The organism is Sutcliffiella horikoshii (assembly GCF_002157855.1).
Taxonomy (GTDB): Bacteria; Bacillota; Bacilli; order Bacillales; family Bacillaceae_I; genus Sutcliffiella_A; species Sutcliffiella_A horikoshii_C.
Genome location: NZ_CP020880.1, coordinates 2,241,217 through 2,262,283 on the forward strand (window position 1 = coordinate 2,241,217; position 21,067 = coordinate 2,262,283).

General features: G+C 40.0%; 25 protein-coding genes and 1 riboswitch. Of the genes, 7 read left to right on the forward strand and 18 right to left on the reverse strand.

Translation table 11 applies throughout. From position 1 onward, the window contains the following. Positions 1–100: 100 nt before the first annotated feature. Positions 101–802 (forward strand): class I SAM-dependent methyltransferase, encoded by a 702-nt coding sequence (locus B4U37_RS11500; protein ID WP_088018338.1) that lies wholly within the window; start codon positions 101–103, stop codon positions 800–802. 25 nt (positions 803–827) lie between these two features. Here B4U37_RS11500 and B4U37_RS11505 read toward each other — a convergent pair whose 3' ends face one another. Continuing rightward, positions 828–1,295, reverse strand: coding sequence for a hypothetical protein (locus tag B4U37_RS11505; protein WP_157663773.1), 468 nt, complete (start codon positions 1,293–1,295; stop codon positions 828–830). Between the two features lie 214 nt (positions 1,296–1,509). On the opposite strand from B4U37_RS11505, the gene B4U37_RS11510 reads away from it, so the two are divergent. Then, positions 1,510–2,097 carry a cell wall hydrolase gene (locus B4U37_RS11510; RefSeq protein ID WP_088018340.1) on the forward strand — a complete coding sequence of 196 codons (588 nt, stop codon included), beginning with the start codon at positions 1,510–1,512 and terminating at the stop codon, positions 2,095–2,097. A 44-nt stretch (positions 2,098–2,141) separates the two neighbouring features. Here the strand turns inward: B4U37_RS11510 and B4U37_RS11515 are convergent, their stop codons facing one another. Both B4U37_RS11515 and B4U37_RS11520 read right to left on the reverse strand, forming a co-directional pair. Continuing rightward, positions 2,142–2,333, reverse strand: coding sequence for a DUF2187 family protein (locus B4U37_RS11515; protein ID WP_060663773.1), 192 nt, complete (start codon positions 2,331–2,333; stop codon positions 2,142–2,144). 28 nt (positions 2,334–2,361) lie between these two features. Beyond that, positions 2,362–3,255 (reverse strand): alpha/beta hydrolase, encoded by an 894-nt coding sequence (locus tag B4U37_RS11520; RefSeq protein WP_088018341.1) that lies wholly within the window; start codon positions 3,253–3,255, stop codon positions 2,362–2,364. A gap of 132 nt (positions 3,256–3,387) precedes the next feature. On the opposite strand from B4U37_RS11520, the gene B4U37_RS11525 reads away from it, so the two are divergent. Beyond that, positions 3,388–3,924: a YhcN/YlaJ family sporulation lipoprotein gene (locus B4U37_RS11525; protein ID WP_088018342.1), complete on the forward strand. Its 537-nt coding sequence runs from the start codon at positions 3,388–3,390 to the stop codon at positions 3,922–3,924. A 71-nt stretch (positions 3,925–3,995) separates the two neighbouring features. Here the strand turns inward: B4U37_RS11525 and B4U37_RS11530 are convergent, their stop codons facing one another. Genes B4U37_RS11530 through B4U37_RS11590 form a run of 13 tightly spaced genes read right to left on the reverse strand, consistent with a single transcriptional unit; the run spans position 3,996 to position 16,364 of the window. Beyond that, positions 3,996–4,436 carry a bifunctional adenosylcobinamide kinase/adenosylcobinamide-phosphate guanylyltransferase gene (locus B4U37_RS11530; RefSeq protein WP_088018343.1) on the reverse strand — a complete coding sequence of 147 codons (441 nt, stop codon included), beginning with the start codon at positions 4,434–4,436 and terminating at the stop codon, positions 3,996–3,998. Continuing rightward, on the reverse strand, positions 4,391–5,023 hold the full coding sequence (locus B4U37_RS11535) for a histidine phosphatase family protein (RefSeq protein WP_088018344.1): 633 nt from the start codon (positions 5,021–5,023) through the stop codon (positions 4,391–4,393). Before B4U37_RS11535 ends, B4U37_RS11530 begins: the two co-directional genes overlap by 46 nt. Continuing rightward, a complete protein-coding gene (cobS, locus tag B4U37_RS11540; RefSeq protein WP_245839960.1) occupies positions 4,975–5,739 on the reverse strand; it encodes an adenosylcobinamide-GDP ribazoletransferase in 765 nt (254 codons plus the stop codon). The genes B4U37_RS11535 and cobS overlap by 49 nt, the downstream gene beginning before the upstream one ends. Beyond that, positions 5,733–6,281, reverse strand: a complete 549-nt coding sequence (locus B4U37_RS11545) for a bifunctional adenosylcobinamide kinase/adenosylcobinamide-phosphate guanylyltransferase (RefSeq protein WP_198317020.1) — start codon at positions 6,279–6,281, stop codon at positions 5,733–5,735. Before B4U37_RS11545 ends, cobS begins: the two co-directional genes overlap by 7 nt. After that, the gene (cobD, locus tag B4U37_RS11550; RefSeq protein ID WP_088018346.1) at positions 6,278–7,354 is read right to left on the reverse strand and encodes a threonine-phosphate decarboxylase CobD; all 1,077 of its coding nucleotides are present in this window, start codon (positions 7,352–7,354) and stop codon (positions 6,278–6,280) included. The genes B4U37_RS11545 and cobD overlap by 4 nt, the downstream gene beginning before the upstream one ends. A gap of 9 nt (positions 7,355–7,363) precedes the next feature. Then, positions 7,364–8,305, reverse strand: coding sequence for an adenosylcobinamide-phosphate synthase CbiB (gene cbiB / locus B4U37_RS11555; protein ID WP_245839962.1), 942 nt, complete (start codon positions 8,303–8,305; stop codon positions 7,364–7,366). Between the two features lie 20 nt (positions 8,306–8,325). Continuing rightward, positions 8,326–9,807 carry an adenosylcobinamide amidohydrolase gene (locus B4U37_RS11560; protein ID WP_088018348.1) on the reverse strand — a complete coding sequence of 494 codons (1,482 nt, stop codon included), beginning with the start codon at positions 9,805–9,807 and terminating at the stop codon, positions 8,326–8,328. Further along, positions 9,800–10,873, reverse strand: coding sequence for a FecCD family ABC transporter permease (locus B4U37_RS11565; RefSeq protein ID WP_088018349.1), 1,074 nt, complete (start codon positions 10,871–10,873; stop codon positions 9,800–9,802). Before B4U37_RS11565 ends, B4U37_RS11560 begins: the two co-directional genes overlap by 8 nt. Next, a complete protein-coding gene (locus tag B4U37_RS11570) occupies positions 10,839–11,834 on the reverse strand; it encodes an ABC transporter substrate-binding protein (RefSeq protein WP_088018350.1) in 996 nt (331 codons plus the stop codon). Before B4U37_RS11570 ends, B4U37_RS11565 begins: the two co-directional genes overlap by 35 nt. Before the next feature lie 22 nt (positions 11,835–11,856). Beyond that, positions 11,857–12,897, reverse strand: coding sequence for a nicotinate-nucleotide--dimethylbenzimidazole phosphoribosyltransferase (cobT, locus tag B4U37_RS11575; RefSeq protein ID WP_088018351.1), 1,041 nt, complete (start codon positions 12,895–12,897; stop codon positions 11,857–11,859). Further along, a complete protein-coding gene (locus B4U37_RS11580) occupies positions 12,881–14,422 on the reverse strand; it encodes a cobyric acid synthase (protein ID WP_088018352.1) in 1,542 nt (513 codons plus the stop codon). The genes cobT and B4U37_RS11580 overlap by 17 nt, the downstream gene beginning before the upstream one ends. After that, a complete protein-coding gene (locus tag B4U37_RS11585) occupies positions 14,415–15,797 on the reverse strand; it encodes a cobyrinic acid a,c-diamide synthase CobB (RefSeq protein ID WP_088018353.1) in 1,383 nt (460 codons plus the stop codon). Before B4U37_RS11585 ends, B4U37_RS11580 begins: the two co-directional genes overlap by 8 nt. 18 nt (positions 15,798–15,815) lie before the next feature. Next, on the reverse strand, positions 15,816–16,364 hold the full coding sequence (locus B4U37_RS11590; RefSeq protein WP_088018354.1) for a cob(I)yrinic acid a,c-diamide adenosyltransferase: 549 nt from the start codon (positions 16,362–16,364) through the stop codon (positions 15,816–15,818). A 176-nt stretch (positions 16,365–16,540) separates the two neighbouring features. Further along, positions 16,541–16,728: riboswitch (cobalamin riboswitch) on the reverse strand. 966 nt (positions 16,729–17,694) lie between these two features. Here B4U37_RS11590 and B4U37_RS11595 point away from each other — a divergent pair. Further along, entirely contained in the window at positions 17,695–17,976 is a 282-nt protein-coding gene (locus B4U37_RS11595) for a hypothetical protein (protein WP_088018355.1), read from the forward strand. 109 nt (positions 17,977–18,085) lie between these two features. Here the strand turns inward: B4U37_RS11595 and B4U37_RS21970 are convergent, their stop codons facing one another. Continuing rightward, complete coding sequence (locus tag B4U37_RS21970; RefSeq protein ID WP_157663774.1) at positions 18,086–18,253, reverse strand: hypothetical protein; 168 nt, start codon at positions 18,251–18,253, stop codon at positions 18,086–18,088. Positions 18,254–18,650: 397 nt separating this feature from the next. On the opposite strand from B4U37_RS21970, the gene B4U37_RS22740 reads away from it, so the two are divergent. The 3 genes from B4U37_RS22740 (at position 18,651) to B4U37_RS11605 (ending at position 19,843) form a co-directional block, all read left to right on the forward strand. Beyond that, positions 18,651–19,010 (forward strand): DUF421 domain-containing protein, encoded by a 360-nt coding sequence (locus B4U37_RS22740; RefSeq protein WP_483883386.1) that lies wholly within the window; start codon positions 18,651–18,653, stop codon positions 19,008–19,010. 24 nt (positions 19,011–19,034) lie between these two features. Then, entirely contained in the window at positions 19,035–19,262 is a 228-nt protein-coding gene (locus B4U37_RS22745) for a hypothetical protein (RefSeq protein ID WP_483883387.1), read from the forward strand. 68 nt (positions 19,263–19,330) lie between these two features. After that, complete coding sequence (locus B4U37_RS11605) at positions 19,331–19,843, forward strand: isochorismatase family protein (protein WP_088018356.1); 513 nt, start codon at positions 19,331–19,333, stop codon at positions 19,841–19,843. Positions 19,844–20,589: 746 nt separating this feature from the next. Here B4U37_RS11605 and B4U37_RS11610 read toward each other — a convergent pair. Beyond that, the gene (locus B4U37_RS11610) at positions 20,590–21,051 is read right to left on the reverse strand and encodes a 2-thiouracil desulfurase family protein (RefSeq protein ID WP_088018357.1); all 462 of its coding nucleotides are present in this window, start codon (positions 21,049–21,051) and stop codon (positions 20,590–20,592) included. Positions 21,052–21,067 lie beyond the last annotated feature (16 nt).

Sequence of the window (21,067 nt, forward strand, 5' to 3'; positions counted from 1 at the left end):
GTTTTGCACCTCCACAGTTATCTCTCAACTATTTTACCTCATCTTTTATTAATGAACAAACACAACTGTTTTCTCATATGATTAGGTGAGGTGAAAATGTATGAGTAATAAAGCGTATACGGATCTACTGGCTTTACTTGGGATTGGTGGTGCTCATCCTGGAGGGTTGGAGCTTACAAAAACCATCCTATTAAAAGAAAGTCTTGAAGATAAGAAACTACTCGAAATTGGTTGTGGCACGGGACAAACGTCTTTGTTCCTGGATGCAATGAACGTAGATATTACACCCATCGACAATCATCCAATAATGATTGAAAAAGCCAACCATCGATTTACAGAACATCAAGCTGAGATAACTGCCCTACAAATGGATATTGAAAAAACAGAGTTTAGAGATAGCACTTTTGATTTAATTCTTTCTGAATCTGTTTTATCCTTTACCGATACAGTCAAAACACTTCCTGAATTGCATCGATTGCTTAAAGAGGACGGTGTTCTGCTAGCATTTGAAATGACGAAGAAAGATACCATGCAGCATGAGTTGGAAGACAAAATGAAGCAATTTTATAATATGCCTAATATTTTCAGTGAAAAGGATTGGAAAGAAGCACTTGAACAATGTGGATTTAAGAAGGTGGAAATCACTCCACTAGAGATAGAAGAATTAGAACCATCTGAACCAGATATCAACCCTTCTCAAATAATAGAAGAGAAGTATTTTGAAGTGATGCACCAGCATGAAGAACTAACGTATGAATCACAGAAACATATTGAATTAAGTGTAATACGAGCACAACGTTAAAAAGCTGGAGCTACTATTGTATGCTTCAGCTTTCTTTTGTGACATTTTGATTGTGCTCTATAAAGTCTTCCCGACATACTATGGAAATTCCATTTTTCTTTCCAAACAGATGCAATTGATCATACATATTATCAGGTTTAAAATTTATTAATCGGATGGGTAAAAGTTTGTCTGTATAAATGAATGCCCCTCTTGCTGACCATCCTACTCGTTTAAAAACCATCTTCCTTATATCACTGGCAGCTAGATACTTTGAATAAAACGTATGACCTAAAAACAGTATTTCGTATAAGACTTTAGTTTCATCCAACTTTATTTCATAGCGAATGAAATAAGAAAACAAGATAATCATGCCAATCGAAAGCTGTACTACTCCCCTTCCGTAATGAGCTTGCAACATTTGATAGGTTCCTTGAATCAACATCAAGGATAAAATAAAGCTGTGGACTGCTGTTGGATACTTTGCTATATAGCGCAAAACAACATCTCCCATCAATTTGAATTAGGATATAATTGGCGTAATGAACTTATTTTCCCACCTTTGTTCCATAATTATCCTCTTAATTGTGAAAAACAGGTAATATCTACAATATATATCATCCCATGCCAACATTTATACAGTGCAATAGTTGTATATACTTGTTACGATATTTTCTAGAGTGTCCGAGAGTTGATGATTATACACAACACAAGGAGGAATTCTTTATATGAAAAAACTTATTGCAATCTCTACTGCAGCTGTAGCATTATTAGCCGGAACAGGATTTGATGCACAAGCAGCTGGTTCACATAAAGTAAAATCTGGCGAATCGCTATGGAATATAGGTAAAACGTACGGTGTTTCCGTTAAGGAAATGCAAAAATTAAATGATAAAAACAACCATCTTATTTTTCCTGGAGAAGCTTTACAACTACCAGAAAAAGTATCAAAAGACGATAAAGAATTGTTGGCACGTCTTGTACATGCGGAATCCAAAGGCGAGCCGTATGAAGGTAAAGTCGCTGTGGCAACAGTAGTTTTAAATCGAGTAGATAGTGAGCAATTCCCTGACTCTATCAAGGACGTCGTATATGAAACGTCTGCTGGTGGAATTTATCAGTTCTCACCTGTTGGCAATGGTCAAATTGATAAAGCAGCAGATGAAGAAGCATTAAAAGCTGTGGAAGAAGCGATTGCCTTCCGTGGAGATGGCAACAACTCCCTGTATTTCTTTAACCCTGACAAAACAAGTGATGAATGGATTCGTACAAGAAAAGTAACGAAGACAATTGGTAATCACGTATTTGCACAATAATATAATCGAAAAAAGCACCGGATTGATGTCCGGTGCTTTTTTGCTTATAGTGCTTTATAATTTTTATGGTTGATTACGGTACGTATCGGTTCCCCAGTATTGGGGTTTTTGCCTAGTTCAACAATTACCGAGCTGTCTCTCACAACGATTACTGTCCCTTTACTGCCTTTTTTAGTACCCTTATTAATCTGAATTGTATCTCCTACTTGTACGTTTGTTGCTTTTGTTTCTTCCATGTTATAACTCCACCTTTTTTATGATTCTTTATTCTCTTTTATCCTTATTATCCCCAATGGCTGATAAATATCTTTTAATATGTGTAAAAGTTATTTCCCTGATCATTGCCGTTTCATTAAAAAGTTGATGGTTAGCTCCATCGATAAGAACACATGTGGAGTTTGGGTATTTTTTAAAAATAAAATTTAAATTATACCTCCAATCAACTGTCGTATCTTTATTTCCCTGAATGATAAAAAGGGCTTTCTCACTCCCTGAAAGTTGTTTCGACAGACTGCTGTTCCACCGCTCTAGAGATTGAAGCCATCTAATAGGTAACTTCGTGAATTGAAGAGGATCCTTCTTCACACGTGCTAAATACTCTTGGTCTGAAGAGTTCTTTCTAAATGTCCTGTGAAGATGAAATTTTTTCTCCCCAATGAGTTTAACACCAAATTTTGAAAATGACCACAAATATGGCTGAATCAAGGGGGCAATCAGAATTACCTTATCAAATGGGCATGCATACTCGTTCATGTAATTTAGAATGATGGCAGCACCTGTACTATGTCCCATTATTGACCATCTTTTATGAGTTATTCCTTTTTGTATGATGTGAGAATGGACGGCATGGAGGACTTGGACATATTCAGAGAAATCATTAATATCTCCCCGGTCTCCATTTGAATGGCCATGGCCAGGTAAATCAAACGTAATGACACCGTATCCCTCGGAAACTAAAGTTTGAATGATATTTGAAAGTGCTCCTGAATGATCAAGATAACCATGGACAATGGTGACTAGTCCTTTATTCTTTTCAGGTAATAATGTCTGAATGAAAATATCGTGGTGTTCATGGGTAAGCATCTCACCAGTATGTATAGAACTCAAAGTATGTAAATTATAGAAATGTAAATATTCTTGCGTGTCATATGTTATCATAGCTAACCTCTCTTCATCCCATAAACAACTTTACTTATTCTTATCTTACCTTATTCTCAAACAAAAAAACCGAATAATTCCTTTCCTCTTGTTGAATCATAAAGGTAAATATGATGAAAGAGGTGTAGAGAAATGAACATTAAAGGATTTTTAGTAACTGGCCTAGTCATGACGATGGTGATGAGTGGCTGTGGGAATGTAGATGACTATGGTACAGCAAGAAATGACAATCCTGATGACGCTCTAAACGTAAATTATGATAACATGGGGCGTTACAATAGGAATGTAAGAAATGGTGACATCAACCCACGTAGAGTTAATGATACCAACGAACCAAGACTTGAAGTGGCAGATGAAGCTACCAAACATATTACAGATTTAAAAGAGGTAGAATCCTGCAGTGTTCTCATAACTAACCGCAACGCCTATGTGGCAGCTGTTTTGGAAGGGAAAGGCAAAAAGGAATTAACGAAAGATGTGGAAAAGAAGATAGCAGATCAGGTGCGTAAATCAGATAGCAACATCCGCAATGTGTATGTATCTGTAAATCCAGAGTTTGTCGATCGTATGGAAGGTTATACGAATGATATTAGAGAAGGCAGACCTGTTGCTGGAATCTTTGATGAGTTTACAGAAGTAGTACAACGTTTATTCCCGACTTCTCGATAATGCAGCAGTGGTATGAAAAGTCAAAAACCCAGATTTAAAGTCTGGGTTTTTGTTTCTTTCCTTTCAAACATCTATACTCGCTCCTTCAGTTTTTCATTCATCCCATGCCAAACATAGTATACCTCATCGGCAAGCTTTGCGGCATCTTGCAAAATCCATCCTGCTATGTCACGGAGTCTTCTTTCCTGTTTATTGACGGGGACAATTCCGCGACCCATTTCCAACATGATTATAACTACTTGGTTACCCGTCTTACGTTCCTCCTCTTTCAACTCCAAAAGAAAGGAATAAAAAAATTGCCGAATGGAATCATCATTTTGGTCAGATAGTAGAGCCTTCGTTATCCATTTTTCCCAACCCTCTAAAACAATAAGGGTATCTCTCTCCCAATAAGATTTCCAGTCGGTAAAGTTATGACCATAATAGGAGGATACCCAGTTTAGTTCACCGGAATGAAGGGCTCTCACTATTTTTCTTTTTCCGCTATAGGCACCACCGATAAAGAGTTGCACACCCAGTCTCCTTCCTTGTCTTCCAATTTTAAAAATAAGCCTTTTCCATGTGCAACAGCAGGCGATTCCCAAAAAGATTCTGTTGCATTGAATTTACGAAGCATGTACCGAATCACTCCACCGTGGGTCATTATCAGAATGGTTGCTTTTTTCCCAGAGAACCTGTATTTATCCAGCATATCCGATACAAACGCATCCACCCTATCTTGGAACATTTGCCCGCTTTCACCAGATGGTGTGCTATGCAATTCCCAATTATCAAGCCATTTCTGGTAACTAGAATCTTCCTTCAACTCTTCATATTTCTTACCTTCCCAATCTCCAAAATTCATTTCTCTTAATCTTAGATCAAGGTTTGGAAAATGACATAGACGCAAGTATTCCAAAGTTCTTTGACATCTTATTAGATCGCTAGAATAGATAGCATCAAATGAAAGACCTTCAAGCTCTGTTTTAAGTAAATCCAATTCATCAAGCCCGTCCATCATGATATTCTCATCTGTATGTCCCAGATAACGTTTGTCTTTGTTCCAAGCTGTTATCCAATGACGAATGAGATATAGATCCACATAACGATCAACCCCCATAGTTCTCCTCCTTCAATGGCTGTCCCCATCAGGTCACCATTGCTTCCTTTAAAATGTTTCATCATCCATTTGCCATAACACCATGTGAATAAGACGTACGCAGGCAGTAGCACAAAATACTCTGGAAGAAGTAATAACAGTGCAGCTATAGGCAGGAATGAGGCGAACAAATCTCCCCTGGTCATATTCTTCTTCCATTCAAACGCTAGTCCCTCTTGCTGAGCAGTTGGAAAAAGATACATCAAATAGACCGCAATGCCTCTTGAACAAGCAAGGATGACCAAAAAACACATAGTATTTAAATAAGATTCATGTAGTAGTAAGTAGATGAAAACTGTTTTCCATACTACCAGGAACAATAAACTTAAGATTCCAAAGCTTCCAACCCGTGGGTCTTTCATGATCTCCCATTTTTTCTCAAGTGTTGCATTGGAACCAACAGCATCCGCCACATCCATCCAGCCATCAAGATGCAGCCCTCCTGTAACCCAAATCCAGATGGTCAAAATAAGCAATGCCATCATCCAAGTTGGCACATTACCATTCAAAAGAGCTACAGTTATAAATAGAATTCCTCCCAGCACCATACCTGTCAGGGGGTAACATCTTAGAGCCCACCTGCTAGTCTCCTTGTTCCAAGGGCACTCAACAGGTACAGGAATCCTGGTTAAAAATTGGAGAGCTAAGCCTAAACCATACAAGCTGTTTTTCAACATAACACCCCTTTTCCTTTCCAATACTTTGGAATACCAGCCCTGACCTGTACCGCCACATCAGATTGTTTAACAATATATTGATGAAGTAATCCCAATGCATATACATAGGAGCGGACCATTTTATACGGTGAGGAAGGTTCTTCGTTCAGATCATTTGAAACGATTAGCAGAGTCAACCTTTTTTCCCTTGCGATAGTCATCCACTCTTCAACCACTGGAACCAGCTCTGCTCCTTTGCATGGAATTTCAGCAAATAGCATGTTACTAAGCCAGATGGTCAGGCAATCCAGCAGTACCACATCGCCCCTACGTGCTTGCATCATACTTCTGCCAACCTCTACCGGTACCTCATCTACTTCCCACTCCCCACCACGCTGAGCCTTGTGCATCGTTATTCTTCTCTCCATTTCGTTATCGCTTTTTTTTGAAGTAGCTATATAAACGAGATGGGTAGAAGGATCTTTTTTATGAAGGGATAGAGCAAACTTTTCGGCAAAATGACTTTTTCCTGATCTAGCCCCTCCAGAGATAAAAATAATCATTTTTGCTCCCTCCATTTTTTTAAAATGGCAATCAATTTATCATTCTCTTCCTCCGAACGTACGGCAAGCCTTAAATGGCTACCTTCCAATCCTTTGAAATTATGTGTATGCCTTGCCAAAATACCGTGCTGGAACAAGAAAGTGAAAAGTGTCTCCGTTTTCTCCGGGTTTCTTTTATCCTGAAGGAGATAGAAGTTAACCGAACTGTTAGATAGATAAAAGTCATTACTTTCAATAAAAGCACGTAACTTCCTTGTCTCTTCTTCCAGCCAACTGACGGTTTTGGCAACAAAGTTTTTATCCTTTAATAAAAGTGGAGCGATTGCACTTGCTAAACCATTCACACTCCAAGGTATCTGAAAATCCTTTATTTCATTTATGACTGCTTCACTGGCCATCATATAACCTAACCGAAGGCCAGGAATCGTGTACATTTTTGTCAAAGAGCGTAGTAAAATCAGGTTAGGGTATTCCTTTAACAATGGAGTAAGTGCCTCATGTGGGACAAAATCTACGAACGCTTCATCTATAACCAGGAAAGTTTGATGATGAAGCCCTTGTTCCAGTAACATTTTTATTTCCGCCTTGGAAATGACCACCCCTGTTGGATTGTTGGGACGACAAAGGAAGAGTACATCCAAATCAGGTAATGATTCCAGGAGTTGATTCATTGGCAATCGAAAATCCTCTTCATGCGATGTTAAGATATCTGTCACCTGTAGATGATAATGCCTGCACGCCCGATCATATTCTGAAAAAGCTGGGTGCACAATTCCAGCCCTTTTTCCTTCAAAATACTTTGTTGCAAGGAAAATAGCTTCCGCTCCCCCATTCGTCAGAAGGATTTCTTTATCCCGGATTCTTTCCATCCAAGCCAATGCACTAGTGCTAAAAGAATAGTTCGGATCTGGATAATACAGCAGTTTTTTCCACTGTGCCTCCAACTCCCTCTGCAGCCATTGTGGTGGCCCCAAGGGGTTAAGATTCGCACTAAAGTCCAAGACTTCCAGCTCTTCTGCTTTCAAGAGTTTCTTCATCATTTCTGGCTGACCTCCGTGTTCTGGCCACTTCACTCTCAACCCTCATTTCTGTCCCAATAAAAATAGTAATAGAATTTCTAAGCCTACAAACACGCTCCAACCACCATGCATATATAGGATGGATGTAGGGATATCCCCTGCTACTAGCTTTCTATGAAAATCACCCATCGTTTTCCTATTAGATTCAATACCTTTATAATAATTTAAGCCACCCAACTGGATCCCCATCAAGCCTGCAGTCATCGCTTCCGGCCAACCGCTATTGGGGCTGGGATGTTTCTTTGCATCACGCATGGTAATGAGCCATCCCGATTTTCTATTAGAGCCTTTAATAAAAACAGAAGATAACCAAATGGATAGAGCTGTCAGCCTTGCGGGAATAAAGTTAGCCATATCATCCAACCTTGCCGAGGCCCATCCAAAATCCAGAAATCTTTCATTCTTATACCCTACCATTGAATCTAAAGTATTAACGGCTCTATATGCCATGGCAAGAGGGGCACCACCAAGCATTGCCCAAAACAAAGGGGCAGTAATGCCGTCAACTGTATTCTCTGCTATGGTTTCTACCGTCCCTCTGACCACTTCACTGTCTGTCAAGTTTTCTGTATCCCTCCCGACAATCATACTAAGGGATAACCTAGCTTCTTCCAAATTACCTTTTATTAGTGGGATCCAGACACTTTTTCCTGCATCAGCTAATCCCTTAATGGCGATGGTTGTCCATATAAAGTAAATTTCCAACAAAACGCCTACGTAAAAATGAATCTTATAGGATAGCGTTATCACAAGGAATACAATTCCATAAACAGCGAGGACCACGATGAATGCCAGAAGAACTCCCTTCCACCTTCGCTTCTGACCGTTGTTCAAGGATCTCTCCAAGAAAGAAATGAGTTTTCCCATCTGTACCACCGGATGTGGCAGCCATCGCGGATCCCCCAAGATTAGTTCCAACACAATCGCTGCTCCCAAAACAAACATATTTAAATAGAACACATTATCTACCATGCATGTTGACCTATTCTTTTCCGGTATTTTTGAATGGCTTTTGTTACCCCTTCATAGACAAGGTGACCAATCCCCTTCCCAATAAGGGTTCCAGATCCAGCATAAGGTGTTTTTTCACCTTGTTGGGTGAAGGCGAGAACCATGGCATCAGTGGATGTCCCTGTTGCAATGGTACCCGAAATTGGATCCTGTACCTCCAAATCATGGAGCGCCTTTACTTTTGCCTCGGTGGCAGACATCATTCCATTGACAAGCCCGCCATCCGTTAAATGCGCATCGATAAAAAGCATGATGTTAATGGTCCCAATGGTCACCGGTGACTGACACAATTCGATGTTTGTGATATCCACCGCATTGCCTACCCCGGCTGTAATTACTGCCATGAACGCGATACCCTTGATTTCTTTTTTGTATATCACAACATCTGAAAGCTCTACTGCGGTCATCATTCCGACTGACTGCTCAGTCGGAATTTTCTTTTGATAAAGCCATTCCTCGATATCTTTTACAGGATTATCACAGTTATAATTTTTCTCCACATGAAAGTTGCAGAAATGTCTATGCCACTGGATTCCCTCTCCTATCACTCCATTGGAGATGCTTCTTAACGGCTTAAAGGATTGCACATGGATGCACTTATCATCCATGTCAAATTTAAAATTATCATCAAAACTATAAATTTCCTTTTTATCCTCCAACTTTGGCGTCATTAAAAGCTGTGGCTTCGGGACAACCGGATGCGACCCTGCTTTAATCAGTACATCATATACTTTTTCGAGCTGCTCCTCTTTTCGGAGCGTGTCAGCATCCCCCACCTCCAGAAATCTCCCATTATGTAAAAGAGCCAAACGATCAGCATACAAAGATGCCACATTCAAGTCATGCAGGATGGCAAATACAGTAAGCCCTTTTGTATGTTGCCATTCCTTGATAAGATCCAACATATGAAAGGTATGCTTTATATCAAGATGATTGGTTGGCTCATCCAACAGAAGTATCGCTGGTTCCTGCGCAAGAGACTTTGCAAGTAAGACCCGCTGCTTCTCTCCACCACTCAATTTGCGGAATTGCTTATTCTTGTGTATGGTCACCCCTGTAACATCCATCACCTGTTGCATGATTTCTTTGTCTTTTTTGCTAAGGCTCTTAAGGAGACCTTTTTGATGTGGGTATCGTCCCAGACTGATGATTTCTTCAACAGTATAATCGAAAGAAACCTGTAATTCCTGTGTGAGCACCGCAATCTTTTTGGCTTTTTCCAACTTTGTAAAAGAAGATAGTGGTTTGCCTGATAACAACAGTTCCCCCTCTAATAAAGGAAGCTGACCTGTCACAAGTTTGAAGAGGGTTGTCTTTCCACTCCCGTTTGGTCCAAGAAGCGCAAAGAAATCGCCTCTCTTAATTGCCAGGTCCACACCGTTGATTATCGGTTTTTCTGGGCTATATCCACCAACTAGCCTTTTTAGTTCAATCATTCTTCTTCCCCTTTCCAATCCTTTCTCTAATAAGAAGACCAGCAAAGACTGGCGCACCAATCAACGCTGTTATCACACCAATTGGCAGTTCTTTTGGCGCAATGATGGTTCTGGCGAATAGATCCGCCAATACCAGAAATCCCCCGCCAATCAGCATAGATAAAGGAAGTACGTGTCGGTGATTAGGCCCAATTAATAGCCTGACTAAATGAGGGATCACAAGTCCCACAAAACCGATGGATCCAGACACCGCAACAGCGGAACCTGTCAGAAGCGAAGCACCAAATAAGATGAGTATCTTCCCTCTTTTCACATTCACCCCGATATGATCTGCTGCCTCTTCCCCAAGGGCCATTGCATTCAATTCCCGATAATGCAGGAATAAAAGGATGGATCCGGCCATCATAAACGGAAAAATAAGCTGTACATGGCTCCAACTTCTCATCCCCACACTTCCGTATAGCCAATAAATGATTTGAGTCATAGACTCTTTATCACCAAGGGCAATGATCAATGAAATAATGGAGCTGATAAACGCGCTGATGATGATTCCCGCTAGGATGATGGTTTCGATTGCGAGTCCCCGGCTGCTCAACCTGACTAGCCCAAACACAAGGAGTAAACACAATAGTCCGCTGAGAATGGCCACAACAGGAAGGGTGAAGCCTCCCAGCCCAATAATGGAGATGTTGAAGAAAAGTACGGCTACCGCCCCCAATGCAGCTCCAGAGGAAACCCCTATGGTGTAGGGATCAGCAAGGGGATTCCGCAACAATCCTTGAAAAGCTGCTCCGGCAAGGGCAAGGGATGCCCCGACAAACATGGCCAGCAACACTCGGGGAAAGCGGATGTGCCAAATGATCATTTCTTCATTCTTGGGAATGTCGGGCAGCCAGCCCTTCCCAAGTGTATTTTCCGATAAAATGTGCAAGATGGTCGGAATTGGAATGGCAACACTGCTGTTCAATAAACCAAGGAGGGCTGCACCAAGTACAAACCCTCCGCTACCAAGATATATCCAAAACAGCCTATTATTCAAAGATTTCCGGATAGATAAGTTTCGCAAGATGCTCCACTCCTTCAATCAAACGAGGTCCTGGCCTTGTTACCGTATCACTGTCCACATCATGGACATTTCCATTCTTAATGGCAGGTACCTCCTCCCAACCGGAGCGAGTCATGACCCCCTCTTTTGGGTTGTCCACATAATAGCCATAGGTAGTAATGATCACATCTGGATTTAACTGTACGATTTCTTCTTCCGTAAGTTTTACCCAGCCCTCCTGATTGCCGGCAGCATTTTCCGCTTGAATGGACTCCAGCATTTCATGCATGAAAGTCCCTTGACCTGTCGTAAAAATATCAGGAGCAGGAGAAACCTCGACCCAAACTTTTTTCTCTTCCGTCACTTGCTTGGCTTTTTCTTGCACTGCGAGTAGTCGTTCTTTCATATCGGCAACCAGCTTATCCGCTTCTCCCGAAGTACCCGTTGCTTTTCCAATCAATTCGATTGTTTCATATACATCCGCAAACGAGGATTCGCTACCAATCACAATAACACTTATTCCAGCTTCCCTATATTGTTTCAGGAGTGCCTCATGATTCTGGTGATGATAATCCGTCACAAAAATCACATCAGGCATCAACGTCAGAATCATTTCCGCATTCATGTCTTGGCCTCCCACTTTTTCCACATCGGCGGTTTGCGCTGGATAATTGCAATAATCGGAAACACCAATCATTCTATCTCCAAGACCTAGAGCATAAGCGATTTCCGTATTACTTGGTTGCATAGAAACTATGGTTTCTGGTTCTGTTTCAATGGTGATTTCCTGACCTGAATCGTCCGTTATAGTGATAGGAAAGGCGGAGTTCTGCGATTGCTCCTCACCGCTTGTATTTTCAACGACTGAATCATTTAAATTGCCATTCGTTTGCTCTGAGGTTGATCCACATCCTGTTACTATTCCGATGAATAAAATGAAAACAAGACCTATGATTCCCCATTTTTGTTTGATATGTTTCATCTGTTTTTCTCCTCTGCTTTTACTAGATTTTTTCTGCAATTCCTGCTGATTCAAATGTCGCCATATCTTTTACGATATCTGTTGCTGCCTTTAGGATTGGAAAAGCGAGAGCAGCTCCCGTGCCTTCACCAAGTCGGAGACCAAGATCCAGGATCGGCTTTTTTTCCAGCTGCCTGATAGCATGTTTATGACCAGCTTCCATGGATTGATGACCGATGAAAAGGTATCCCTTTACTTCAGGGTAGAGTCTTTGGGCAAGAAGAGCCGCTACCGTACTGATGAACCCGTCAACAAGAACTGGTATTTTCCGCTCCGCTGCCGCCAAGATAGCGCCAACCATCCCGCCAATCTCTAGGCCGCCAACTTTAGATAATATATCGATTGGATCATTCGGGTCTGGGTTTCGTTCCTGAAGCGACTGACGGATAACTTGCTCTTTCCATTTTAATTGGTCGGGGGTAATCCCCGTCCCAGCACCAATAACATCCGCTACATCTAAACCACTTAAGACTGACAGGATCGCACTGCTGCTTGTGGTGTTGCCAATTCCCATTTCCCCGATGATCAGACATTTCGCCCCGTTCTCAATGACTCTTGTTGCCATGTCGCTTCCAACTTCGATCGCCTGCCATGCCTCGTCTCTAGTCATGGCGTTTTCCTTTAGGAAGTTTGCTGTCCCATGACGGATTTTTTTCATATGAAGTTCGGCCCGCTCCATATCTGCCGCTACCCCTATATCGACAATTTCGACTTTTGCCCCGATCTGCTTCCCTAATACATTTATGGCCGCTCCCCCGTCAAGGAAATTGTGAACCATTTGTACAGTCACTTCCTGAGGATATGCGGACACTCCCTCACTAGCCACTCCATGATCAGCAGCAAAAACAATGATCCCTGTTGGAGTTACCTCAGGAAAATCCTCTCCTGTAATCTGAGCAAGCTGGATGGCGATTTCCTCCACAGCCCCTAAACTTCCAATGGGCTTAGTCAAGGAGTTTAAGTAGTCCGTCATTTTCTCCCCTTGTAATAAGTTAATGGGCTTTATGTTATACACTTTTCCCATGCGTTTGCACTACCTCCTTTTTGTTCGTCCTTTCAAATTCAACCATCTTTTCCTTGATTTTATCCATAGAAAGATGCAGGCTCACAACATCTGCCAATCTATCAAACGACTCTTCTCTTTTCCTATCAAAAGAGGTTCTGCCTATTAGGGGAGAGAGGCCTTTCTTCTGTCTTAAAGTGTTCAACAGTTCCTCTCTGAAACTGTCATTGTGGAAGATTCCGTGAAAGTATGTACCTATGATATTTTCAACTTGCACCCCATCCGTCCGGTCTGCCAATACTGCAAACGGCATTACATTTTCTCTTCCATGCAATGTAGTTACTCCCATATGAATCTCATAACCTTTTATAAAAAATTGTTTACCCTTGAAATTTAGGATCCCTTCGGAAAGAACAGTTCTCTTCTCCTTTTCCAGATGTGTTGTCATGGGGATGAGACCAAGTCCGGAAATCACTTTCAGCGAAGATTCTATCTCATACTCATCTACAACTTCCTCACCAAGCATTTGATAACCACCGCAGATCCCAAAAATTCTTGTCCCTTGTGCTGCCAATGTCTGTAACCGGTTCCCAAGGCCACTTTCATGCAAGAATTGCAAATCACCTAGTGTATTTTTGCTGCCTGGGAGGATGACCAAGTCCGGTTCTCCTAATTCTTCTGCCTTTTGCACATACTTCACATGACAATCCTCCTCGGAAAAGAGGGGATCCATATCAGTGAAGTTTGAGATGTATGGGAAGCGGATCACTGCAATATCCAAGTCTTTCGTTTCATCTTTATCTTTAGAAAAACTATCAAGGACGACAGAATCCTCCGCCTCTATATGTAAACCAGTTACATAAGGGATCACCCCCAATACCGGAATGCCGGTATATGCTTCAAACCATTCCAACCCAGGTTCGAGGAGGGATACATCTCCCCTGAATTTATTGATGACAACGCCTATGACTCTTTTGCGGTCCTCCTCTTCTAAGAGTTGCAATGTACCGACAAGGCTTGCAAATACGCCACCCTTTTCTATATCACCTACCAGAATAACTGGAGCATTGGTCAACCTGGCAATCCGCATGTTCACAAGCTCTCGATCGTTTAGGTTGACTTCAGCCGGGCTGCCCGCCCCTTCTATCACAAGGATCTCATATTCTTTTTGAAGGCGAAGATAGCTCTCTGTTATAACTTGCAAACCTTTCTCGTAAAATTCTTGCCGATATTCACCTGCCTTCATATTTTGAAAAGGTTTCCCATGCACCACAATTTGCGATTGATATTCGCCTGTAGGCTTAATCAAAATGGGATTCATGTCAGTGGTTGCCACCACACCAGCCGCTTCCGCCTGAACGCCCTGTGCCCTGCCAATTTCCTTGCCATCTCTAGTAATATAGGAATTTAGCGCCATGTTTTGCGATTTGAACGGTGCGGTTTTATAGCCTTCTCTAGCAAATATTCTGCACAATGCCGTTACCAAAGCGCTCTTTCCTGCATCGGAATGCGTTCCTTGGATCATCAGTGGCGTCCCTTTAAACATGCAATTTTACCTCCAAACATCTTTGAATCCAGTTTTCTACAACACTTGGATTGGAGCCAAAATGAATATGCGTATAACCAGCGACTAAGTTTTTAGTAACATACCCGTCTGTGCCTCTTCCTCTCATTCCTTTTGTTTCAAAGGCGGCGGGTAGCTCTGTTTCGTGATGGAAGGTGGAATAGTGGAACTCATGCCCCCTTGCCACCTCTCCCTCCTTCAAGAGAAAATTCCCGTTCAACCCTTTGACTTCCCTGTACCCAAGGGCAGCTAACCTGGTTTGCATATGCACAATACCAGGAATTACCCCTACCATTGGATAAGTCTCCCCTCCTGCAGTCACAATTTCCTCGCATAAATACATATAGCCTCCACATTCCGCAAAGGTTGGGATTTCCCTTTTCACTACTGCCTGATAGATGCTATCCATGGTTTTGGTATTTGATGAAAGCCTAGCTGCAAATTCCTCCGGGAAGCCTCCGCCAAGATAGACACCATCCACATCACTTGGGACCACTTCATTTTCCAAGGGAGAGAAATAGATTAATTCCGCTCCTCTGCTTTGCAAAAGTTCCAAGTTCTCTTCGTAATAAAAATGGAAAGCAGCATCATAGGCAACAGCTATTCGAACCTTTTTATTTGGATATGAAGTGAAAATGGAAAGCTTGTTTTTGGTTGGAAGCTCGGAAGCTACTTCCGCCAGCTTATATAAGCGCTCCACGTCCACCGTTTTTGCAACACGCTCACCCAATGCATGAAAAAAACCTTCAAGTTCTCCTCGTTCAATAGATGGAACAAGGCCTAAATGACGCTCAGGCATCTCAATTTCTGACTCTCTTGTCAGATAGCCTATTACGGGAATCTGACACTCAGATTCAACTGCAGCCTTAACTAAGTGAAAGTGTCCTTCGCTTCCCACTTTATTCGCCATCACACCAACAATGTTCACTTGGTCAGATAGTGTCTGATACCCTTTGACCATTGCACCCGCACTCCTAGCCATTCCGGAGCAATCCACCACAAGCACCACAGGACTTCCGGTGAGGATACTAATTTCTGCACTGCTTCCCTCATTTGAAAGGGGATCCTTCCCGTCATAAAAGCCCATCACCCCTTCTATGATGGAAATATCAGCACCCTCACTTCCCCGCACCAATACTTCTTTCACACAATCAGATGAAAGCATCCAACTATCCAGATTCCGCGATTTCCTGCCTGTCACCGCCGTATGGTATGAGGTATCGATAAAATCTGGACCACATTTAAACCCTTGTACAAGAAGACCCTTATTCCGCATGGCAGCCATCAAGCCGATAGTGATGGTTGTTTTTCCTACTCCACTGCCAGTTCCTGCTATGAGAATTCTTCTTCTCCCCATTTTCTTCCCACCTTCCTCTTAAAATTCCACCCCTTTGACTGCCGGGATCCCCTTATCGTAATAATGCTTCTCGGCATGGACAACTGAGACCAAATCTGCTGCAACTTGGACTTGTTCAGGTGCATTTCTTCCAGTTATGACAAGATGAACGTGCTCAGGCTTGTTCCTGATAAGTTCTAAGACCTCTCTTAATGGTAAAACATCATCTACCGGAAAACCCTGAATAGATAAAGCGTTATTCAATTCATCCAAGACGACTATGTCATACTTTCCACTCATGACAGCTTCTTTCGCTTTTGGCCAACCGATGCGAAGTGCTTCTCGATGCTCTTCAGGAGTCTTGGTCCACGTAAAGCCAATCCCCAGTTGCTCCATCTCCACTCCTAATTTACTCAAGGCAATCTGTTCCCCGTATGTACGCTCAGGTGATTTGATGAACTGATAGATCTTCACCTTCATCCCCCTCCCTACTGCGCGAACTGCCAGTCCAATTGCTGAAGTTGTTTTACCTTTTCCATCTCCGGTGTACACCAGTGTCAAGCCTTTTTGCTTTGATTTCCCACTCATAAAACATACCTCCCTGTATTTCTCCATTAAAAAAACGCCTTTCTGCTGATAGCAAAAAGACGTTTAAAGGGCCATCCAATCCAGTCCTTTTAAAAGCTCTTACGAAGAATCGCTTATAAATATGAAAACTGAATAAAAATAAATGAATGTCACTTTAAGCATTCTTTCCTCGCAGAATCCTTAAAAACAATTAGGCAGGTCTCCTGACTTGCGTTTCAAGCACATTGCCGACCCTTCCCATGCTTTTGCACAGTGGATATACTCGGCAATATTCAACGCTTACAGTGGCGGGGTCCGTGCTGGATTTTCACCAGCTTCCCTTTTAACCTTTCTTCACAAAGGCACCTAAATGTTGTATCGTATCAATTAAAATATGAAATTGTAATTTATTGTTTTAACCTTAAAAGCTTATATTAACAACGAATTCATTGTAGCCTATTTTCTTTCAAATGTCTTTAATAAATTTTTCGGCTTTTGAAAAAAGTTTAATAACTCAATAAAATAAGACTCTAACTTCAACTAGGGGCTTAAACAATTAGGAAGTTTCTTCTACAACTTCCAAGTTCTTGACAAAGGCACTCTGACCCCTGTTATCGATTTATTAGGGGCAGGTATAATTATGTTACAAGTTTAAAGATTCATCCGACAGATAATGTAACTAACTATCGTGTTCATTTATATAAATCTAAAGGACAACCATTAAATAAATATTGGCGAGTAGTTGATTATAGAATTAGAGTAGATCATATTTCATATCTAAGGTGACTAAATGGAAATTCAATTATTGGGACTCTAAGGTCTTAGCATTTGAAATGAAGTATTTTTGCAGATGAATTAACTTTAAAATGTGAACCAGGGATTTATATTTTTTAAGGGTGTTATAATTTAGAAATTAAACATACTTCTAAATATGAAAAAGGTATCCCACCTTAAAAATGGACATGTGCTCAAATACCCTATACAATTCATGACATATCAGTTAATGAAAATAATCTAGATTCAACCAGTAAATATAAAGTTAATATTATTATGCCTCCTATGTCATTAATCAATTAAATGGGAGTCCTGTTCAAATAACCCGAATAGGGCCACCTTTTTTTCTAATCACTCCGTCATCTTATTCTTATTACCAGTGATTTTCTCATTTTTGAAAAGCCAAACAACTTCTATTACTTAATTAGAGACACTCCACAATCAAGGCCCTAGAATAAAATTTTGTTTATTATCAGCTGACATTATATAAAGAAGCGTAGAGCATTAAGATTACAACTTTGCTCCTATATTTTTCGAAAACATACTAATAAAAATTATTTGTATAAGGAGGATATAAATGGAAGTGTTGAGTATTTTGTTGTTTATAAGCTTCTTAATTGGAGTTAATTGGTACATTACGAAGAATTACGCAAATGACAGGGGAAAACTTATTAAAGCGAGTTTAATAGTTATTCTAGTCGCTACTCCATTGATTTATATTATTACTATGATTACTTTGGGTGTGTATTCTGGTGATGGAATTGCTGGAGCAGTCGGAGGATTGGGTTTTGGCTTTATTACTTTTATAAACGGACTGATCTACTTCATTAAAGGTTTTTTTTCACAAAAAAAAGTTTAGGCAATTAAATGAAATAAGAAAACACCTTTGTTAGACAATTCTGCCCAATTCTAAAAGGAGGAGCGATCCCACTTTGCTGCAATCGCTCATAGTTTGTTGTTAAACATATTTATTCAAATTTTTTTGTAATCTTTATTCCAATCCAAATTAATACTCCAATAATAAGTCCATAATTCAACTGAATCACAGTATCTTGACCCGCCATTTCACCTAAATTGAGTGTAATTAACATATAAATAATTGCAAATACAATAGAAAAAACAAATGGTTGAAGCATAATTATCTTCTCCTCCCCTTAAAACTTCTTAACTTTTTAAATTTAACCATAAAAATATAAAACCCTTATTCAAGTATCCTGCCCGATTGCTTAATTCCAATTATTTCATAATCTATAAATTCCAACAATTGATATTCTACACCCTGATTAATAAAAAATGAGCGCTGATCCTTGTAACAGGTTAGCGCACTTTAATGGTATAACTTTGAATTTACTATGCAATGAAAGACGGAAGCAAGTTTATCTTACGTTACACAATTCGATCTAAGCAAAAAATGCATACCATTGGAGACACTAAATAATATAAGGAAATAGGTATGACTACGGAGGGATTTGAATAAATTGTCATTTATTTGTTAGGCTAATTAGTAAGAAGTTACATTAGGAGGCACTTGTCTTGGATTTAGATTGGATTTGGAAAGCGGTACTTATTGTGATTGTTGGGTTTCTTATTTTGCGATTAGCTGGAAGAAAATCCATTTCTCAGCTGACAGTTGCACAAACAGTCCTCATGATATCTATAGGGAATTTAATCATTCAGCCAGTAACCGAAAAAAACATTTGGATAACCTTTTTAATCGCATTATTACTAGTATTAGTCTTAATAACAATAGAACGGTTGCAGATCAAATTTGATAGGTTCGAAACCTTCTTAACAGGAAAAGGAATAGATGTTATAGAGAATGGAGAAATCATTGAAAAGAATCTAAAAAAATTGCGAATCACCGTTGACCAATTAGAAATGCGGTTACGCTAAGATAGCATCTCTAGGATTAGTGATGTGAAAACAGCAACCATCGAACCTAGTGGACAATTAGGGTATGTGCTAAAAGAATATGCCCAATATGCCACTAAAAAAGATATTAAGGTTATATTAGATTATATTCATAATAAATTTCCTACGGGTCAACAGCCCCCAGATATCACTAAAGAAATAGATATTCATTCTATTTTTTCAGAGGTAAATAGGCATGAGCATGTCATACCTCCCCCTAAGCATTTAGAGTAACCAACTACTTTGCCAGAAGACCTTTTAACAACAACCAAGGTTATAACAGGGGTTCAGAGTTCGAAAAAATGCAGATTATTCGTCCGACTAAGTACGGATTTACCAAATTATGGTTGAAAAGCACCTATCTAATTTTACTATTAAATGAATGGAGGCACAGGGATGCTGAAGTCATTTTTATTAAGCATATTTCAAAGAATCGCAACTCCGGTTTCCACCCAACCCATAAAGGATCAGCTATCAAAGAAATTGTGAAACCTCTCGAAAAGGAAATAGTGATATCTAAAGAGGTTAACAGTGCTTTTATCGGCACCTCACTTGAAAAATATTTACATGACAGAGAGATTGAAGAAGTGGTGATTACAGGCTTAACTACTCCCCACTGTATCTCAACAACCACCAGGATGAGCGGAAATCTAGGATTTAACACTTACCTTATAGAAGATGCTACGGCCGCATTTGGCATTAATTATAAGGGTACCTACATAGATGCCCAAACCATCCATAACATTTCTCTTGCTACCCTTCACAATGAATTTGCCATAGTCTTGACAACGAAAGAGCTTCTTGAACGATTGTGAAAGATCCCCTTAAGAAGACTGTTGCATTTTTTCAAAGGTTTATATATCTGATTTCACTTTCAGTTTTAAACCAGCACATAAAAGTAAAGCAAGTACCAAGTATGTGAAAATCTTATTACTGCCGTATGGAATGAATATGTTGAATTGACCATTTAAATAGGAAAACTGTTAGATCTCTATAAATATCGAGAAAAGGCATTGGTACCAGTGTTTTTCTTCAAAATTCAGTTTAAAAATCAGTTTAGAAGTTAGAAAAATTTGAAGACCATGTATAAAATGCAGGTCTTCTTTTTATTCTTTAAAACTTATGAATAAAGTCTTTAGAATACTATGTTTTCTATAAAAAAACTAATCCCTTTCAACATTTCGGGGCACTACCACCAAAAAGGGAACATTTCTTAATTAAGATCATTCCCCGTTATAAAAAATTACTGCAAAATCCTTTTCTTTTGTTATATCTTATTTCTCTATCCTGCCCTATTTTTAAGTAAGGAGCGACTACGCTTTGCTGCAACCACTCCTATATTCTTTAAAAACCTCAGGTCTTTCCCTGTAGTTAAATTGATAAAAATATGGCTAATTATTCGCTGTTAAGTATTTAATTAGAAATTTTTTATCTTCTGAATAAGAAAGCTCCAATTCTTTAATTTCATCAATAGACTTCCAATCAATATCGAAAACCAAATGATCAGGATCTTTAATTTCTGGAACACCGTCCAGAAGTTTTGCTTCAAAGTATTGTACTTCTACATCAAAACCATATCTGCAAATTGTTCTTCTGACATTACTTGTAAACCGTTTCTTTTTAATAAAGCAGTTGTAACTCCATTCCCAGTAATTCTCTCCCCTATAAATTCACCATTATAAATCATTGAACTTCCACAGGATGGACTATACTCCTTAAGAACAACTACTGTTGCATTAACATCTCTAGCTTTTTTTAAAGTAGTGTAAGCTCCTTTTATGTATAGTTCCGTAACGTCTCTACCTGACTTCTCGACAACTTTAGCTTTTCCATTTAATACATCATCCCCGTTACCACCTATTATTTCAGCAGGTTCTCTGGGGGTTGAAAATCCACCAAGCAATTCCGGACATACAGGTATCGCCTTATTCTCTTCTATTAGTTTACTGATCTTAAGATCTAAACAATGTGTACTGTTATATCTTACCTGTAACCCTGCTAAACAAGAACTTACCAATATCATTGAGAACACCTCATTT

Bases quoted from the DNA above. Each gene is read 5' to 3' on its own strand.
- B4U37_RS11605 (WP_088018356.1), top strand. From the start codon at position 19,331: ATGCAGATTATTCGTCCGACTAAGTACGGATTTACCAAATTATGGTTG.
- B4U37_RS11590 (WP_088018354.1), bottom strand. From the start codon at position 16,364: ATGAGTGGGAAATCAAAGCAAAAAGGCTTGACACTGGTGTACACCGGA.
- cobT (WP_088018351.1), bottom strand. From the start codon at position 12,897: ATGGGAAAAGTGTATAACATAAAGCCCATTAACTTATTACAAGGGGAG.
- B4U37_RS11515 (WP_060663773.1), bottom strand. From the start codon at position 2,333: ATGGAAGAAACAAAAGCAACAAACGTACAAGTAGGAGATACAATTCAG.
- B4U37_RS11500 (WP_088018338.1), top strand. From the start codon at position 101: ATGAGTAATAAAGCGTATACGGATCTACTGGCTTTACTTGGGATTGGT.
- B4U37_RS11580 (WP_088018352.1), bottom strand. From the start codon at position 14,422: ATGTTTAAAGGGACGCCACTGATGATCCAAGGAACGCATTCCGATGCA.
- B4U37_RS11520 (WP_088018341.1), bottom strand. From the start codon at position 3,255: ATGATAACATATGACACGCAAGAATATTTACATTTCTATAATTTACAT.
- B4U37_RS11570 (WP_088018350.1), bottom strand. From the start codon at position 11,834: ATGAAACATATCAAACAAAAATGGGGAATCATAGGTCTTGTTTTCATT.
- B4U37_RS11505 (WP_157663773.1), bottom strand. From the start codon at position 1,295: ATGGGAGATGTTGTTTTGCGCTATATAGCAAAGTATCCAACAGCAGTC.
- B4U37_RS21970 (WP_157663774.1), bottom strand. From the start codon at position 18,253: ATGCTTCAACCATTTGTTTTTTCTATTGTATTTGCAATTATTTATATG.
- cbiB (WP_245839962.1), bottom strand. From the start codon at position 8,305: ATGTTTGTTTTGGGAGCAGCGATTGTGTTGGAACTAATCTTGGGGGAT.
- B4U37_RS11595 (WP_088018355.1), top strand. From the start codon at position 17,695: ATGGAAGTGTTGAGTATTTTGTTGTTTATAAGCTTCTTAATTGGAGTT.
- B4U37_RS11545 (WP_198317020.1), bottom strand. From the start codon at position 6,281: ATGATTATTTTTATCTCTGGAGGGGCTAGATCAGGAAAAAGTCATTTT.
- B4U37_RS11510 (WP_088018340.1), top strand. From the start codon at position 1,510: ATGAAAAAACTTATTGCAATCTCTACTGCAGCTGTAGCATTATTAGCC.
- B4U37_RS11585 (WP_088018353.1), bottom strand. From the start codon at position 15,797: ATGGGGAGAAGAAGAATTCTCATAGCAGGAACTGGCAGTGGAGTAGGA.
- cobS (WP_245839960.1), bottom strand. From the start codon at position 5,739: ATGTTGAAAAACAGCTTGTATGGTTTAGGCTTAGCTCTCCAATTTTTA.
- B4U37_RS11560 (WP_088018348.1), bottom strand. From the start codon at position 9,807: ATGATTGAACTAAAAAGGCTAGTTGGTGGATATAGCCCAGAAAAACCG.
- B4U37_RS11535 (WP_088018344.1), bottom strand. From the start codon at position 5,023: ATGGGGGTTGATCGTTATGTGGATCTATATCTCATTCGTCATTGGATA.
- B4U37_RS11610 (WP_088018357.1), bottom strand. From the start codon at position 21,051: ATGATATTGGTAAGTTCTTGTTTAGCAGGGTTACAGGTAAGATATAAC.
- B4U37_RS11525 (WP_088018342.1), top strand. From the start codon at position 3,388: ATGAACATTAAAGGATTTTTAGTAACTGGCCTAGTCATGACGATGGTG.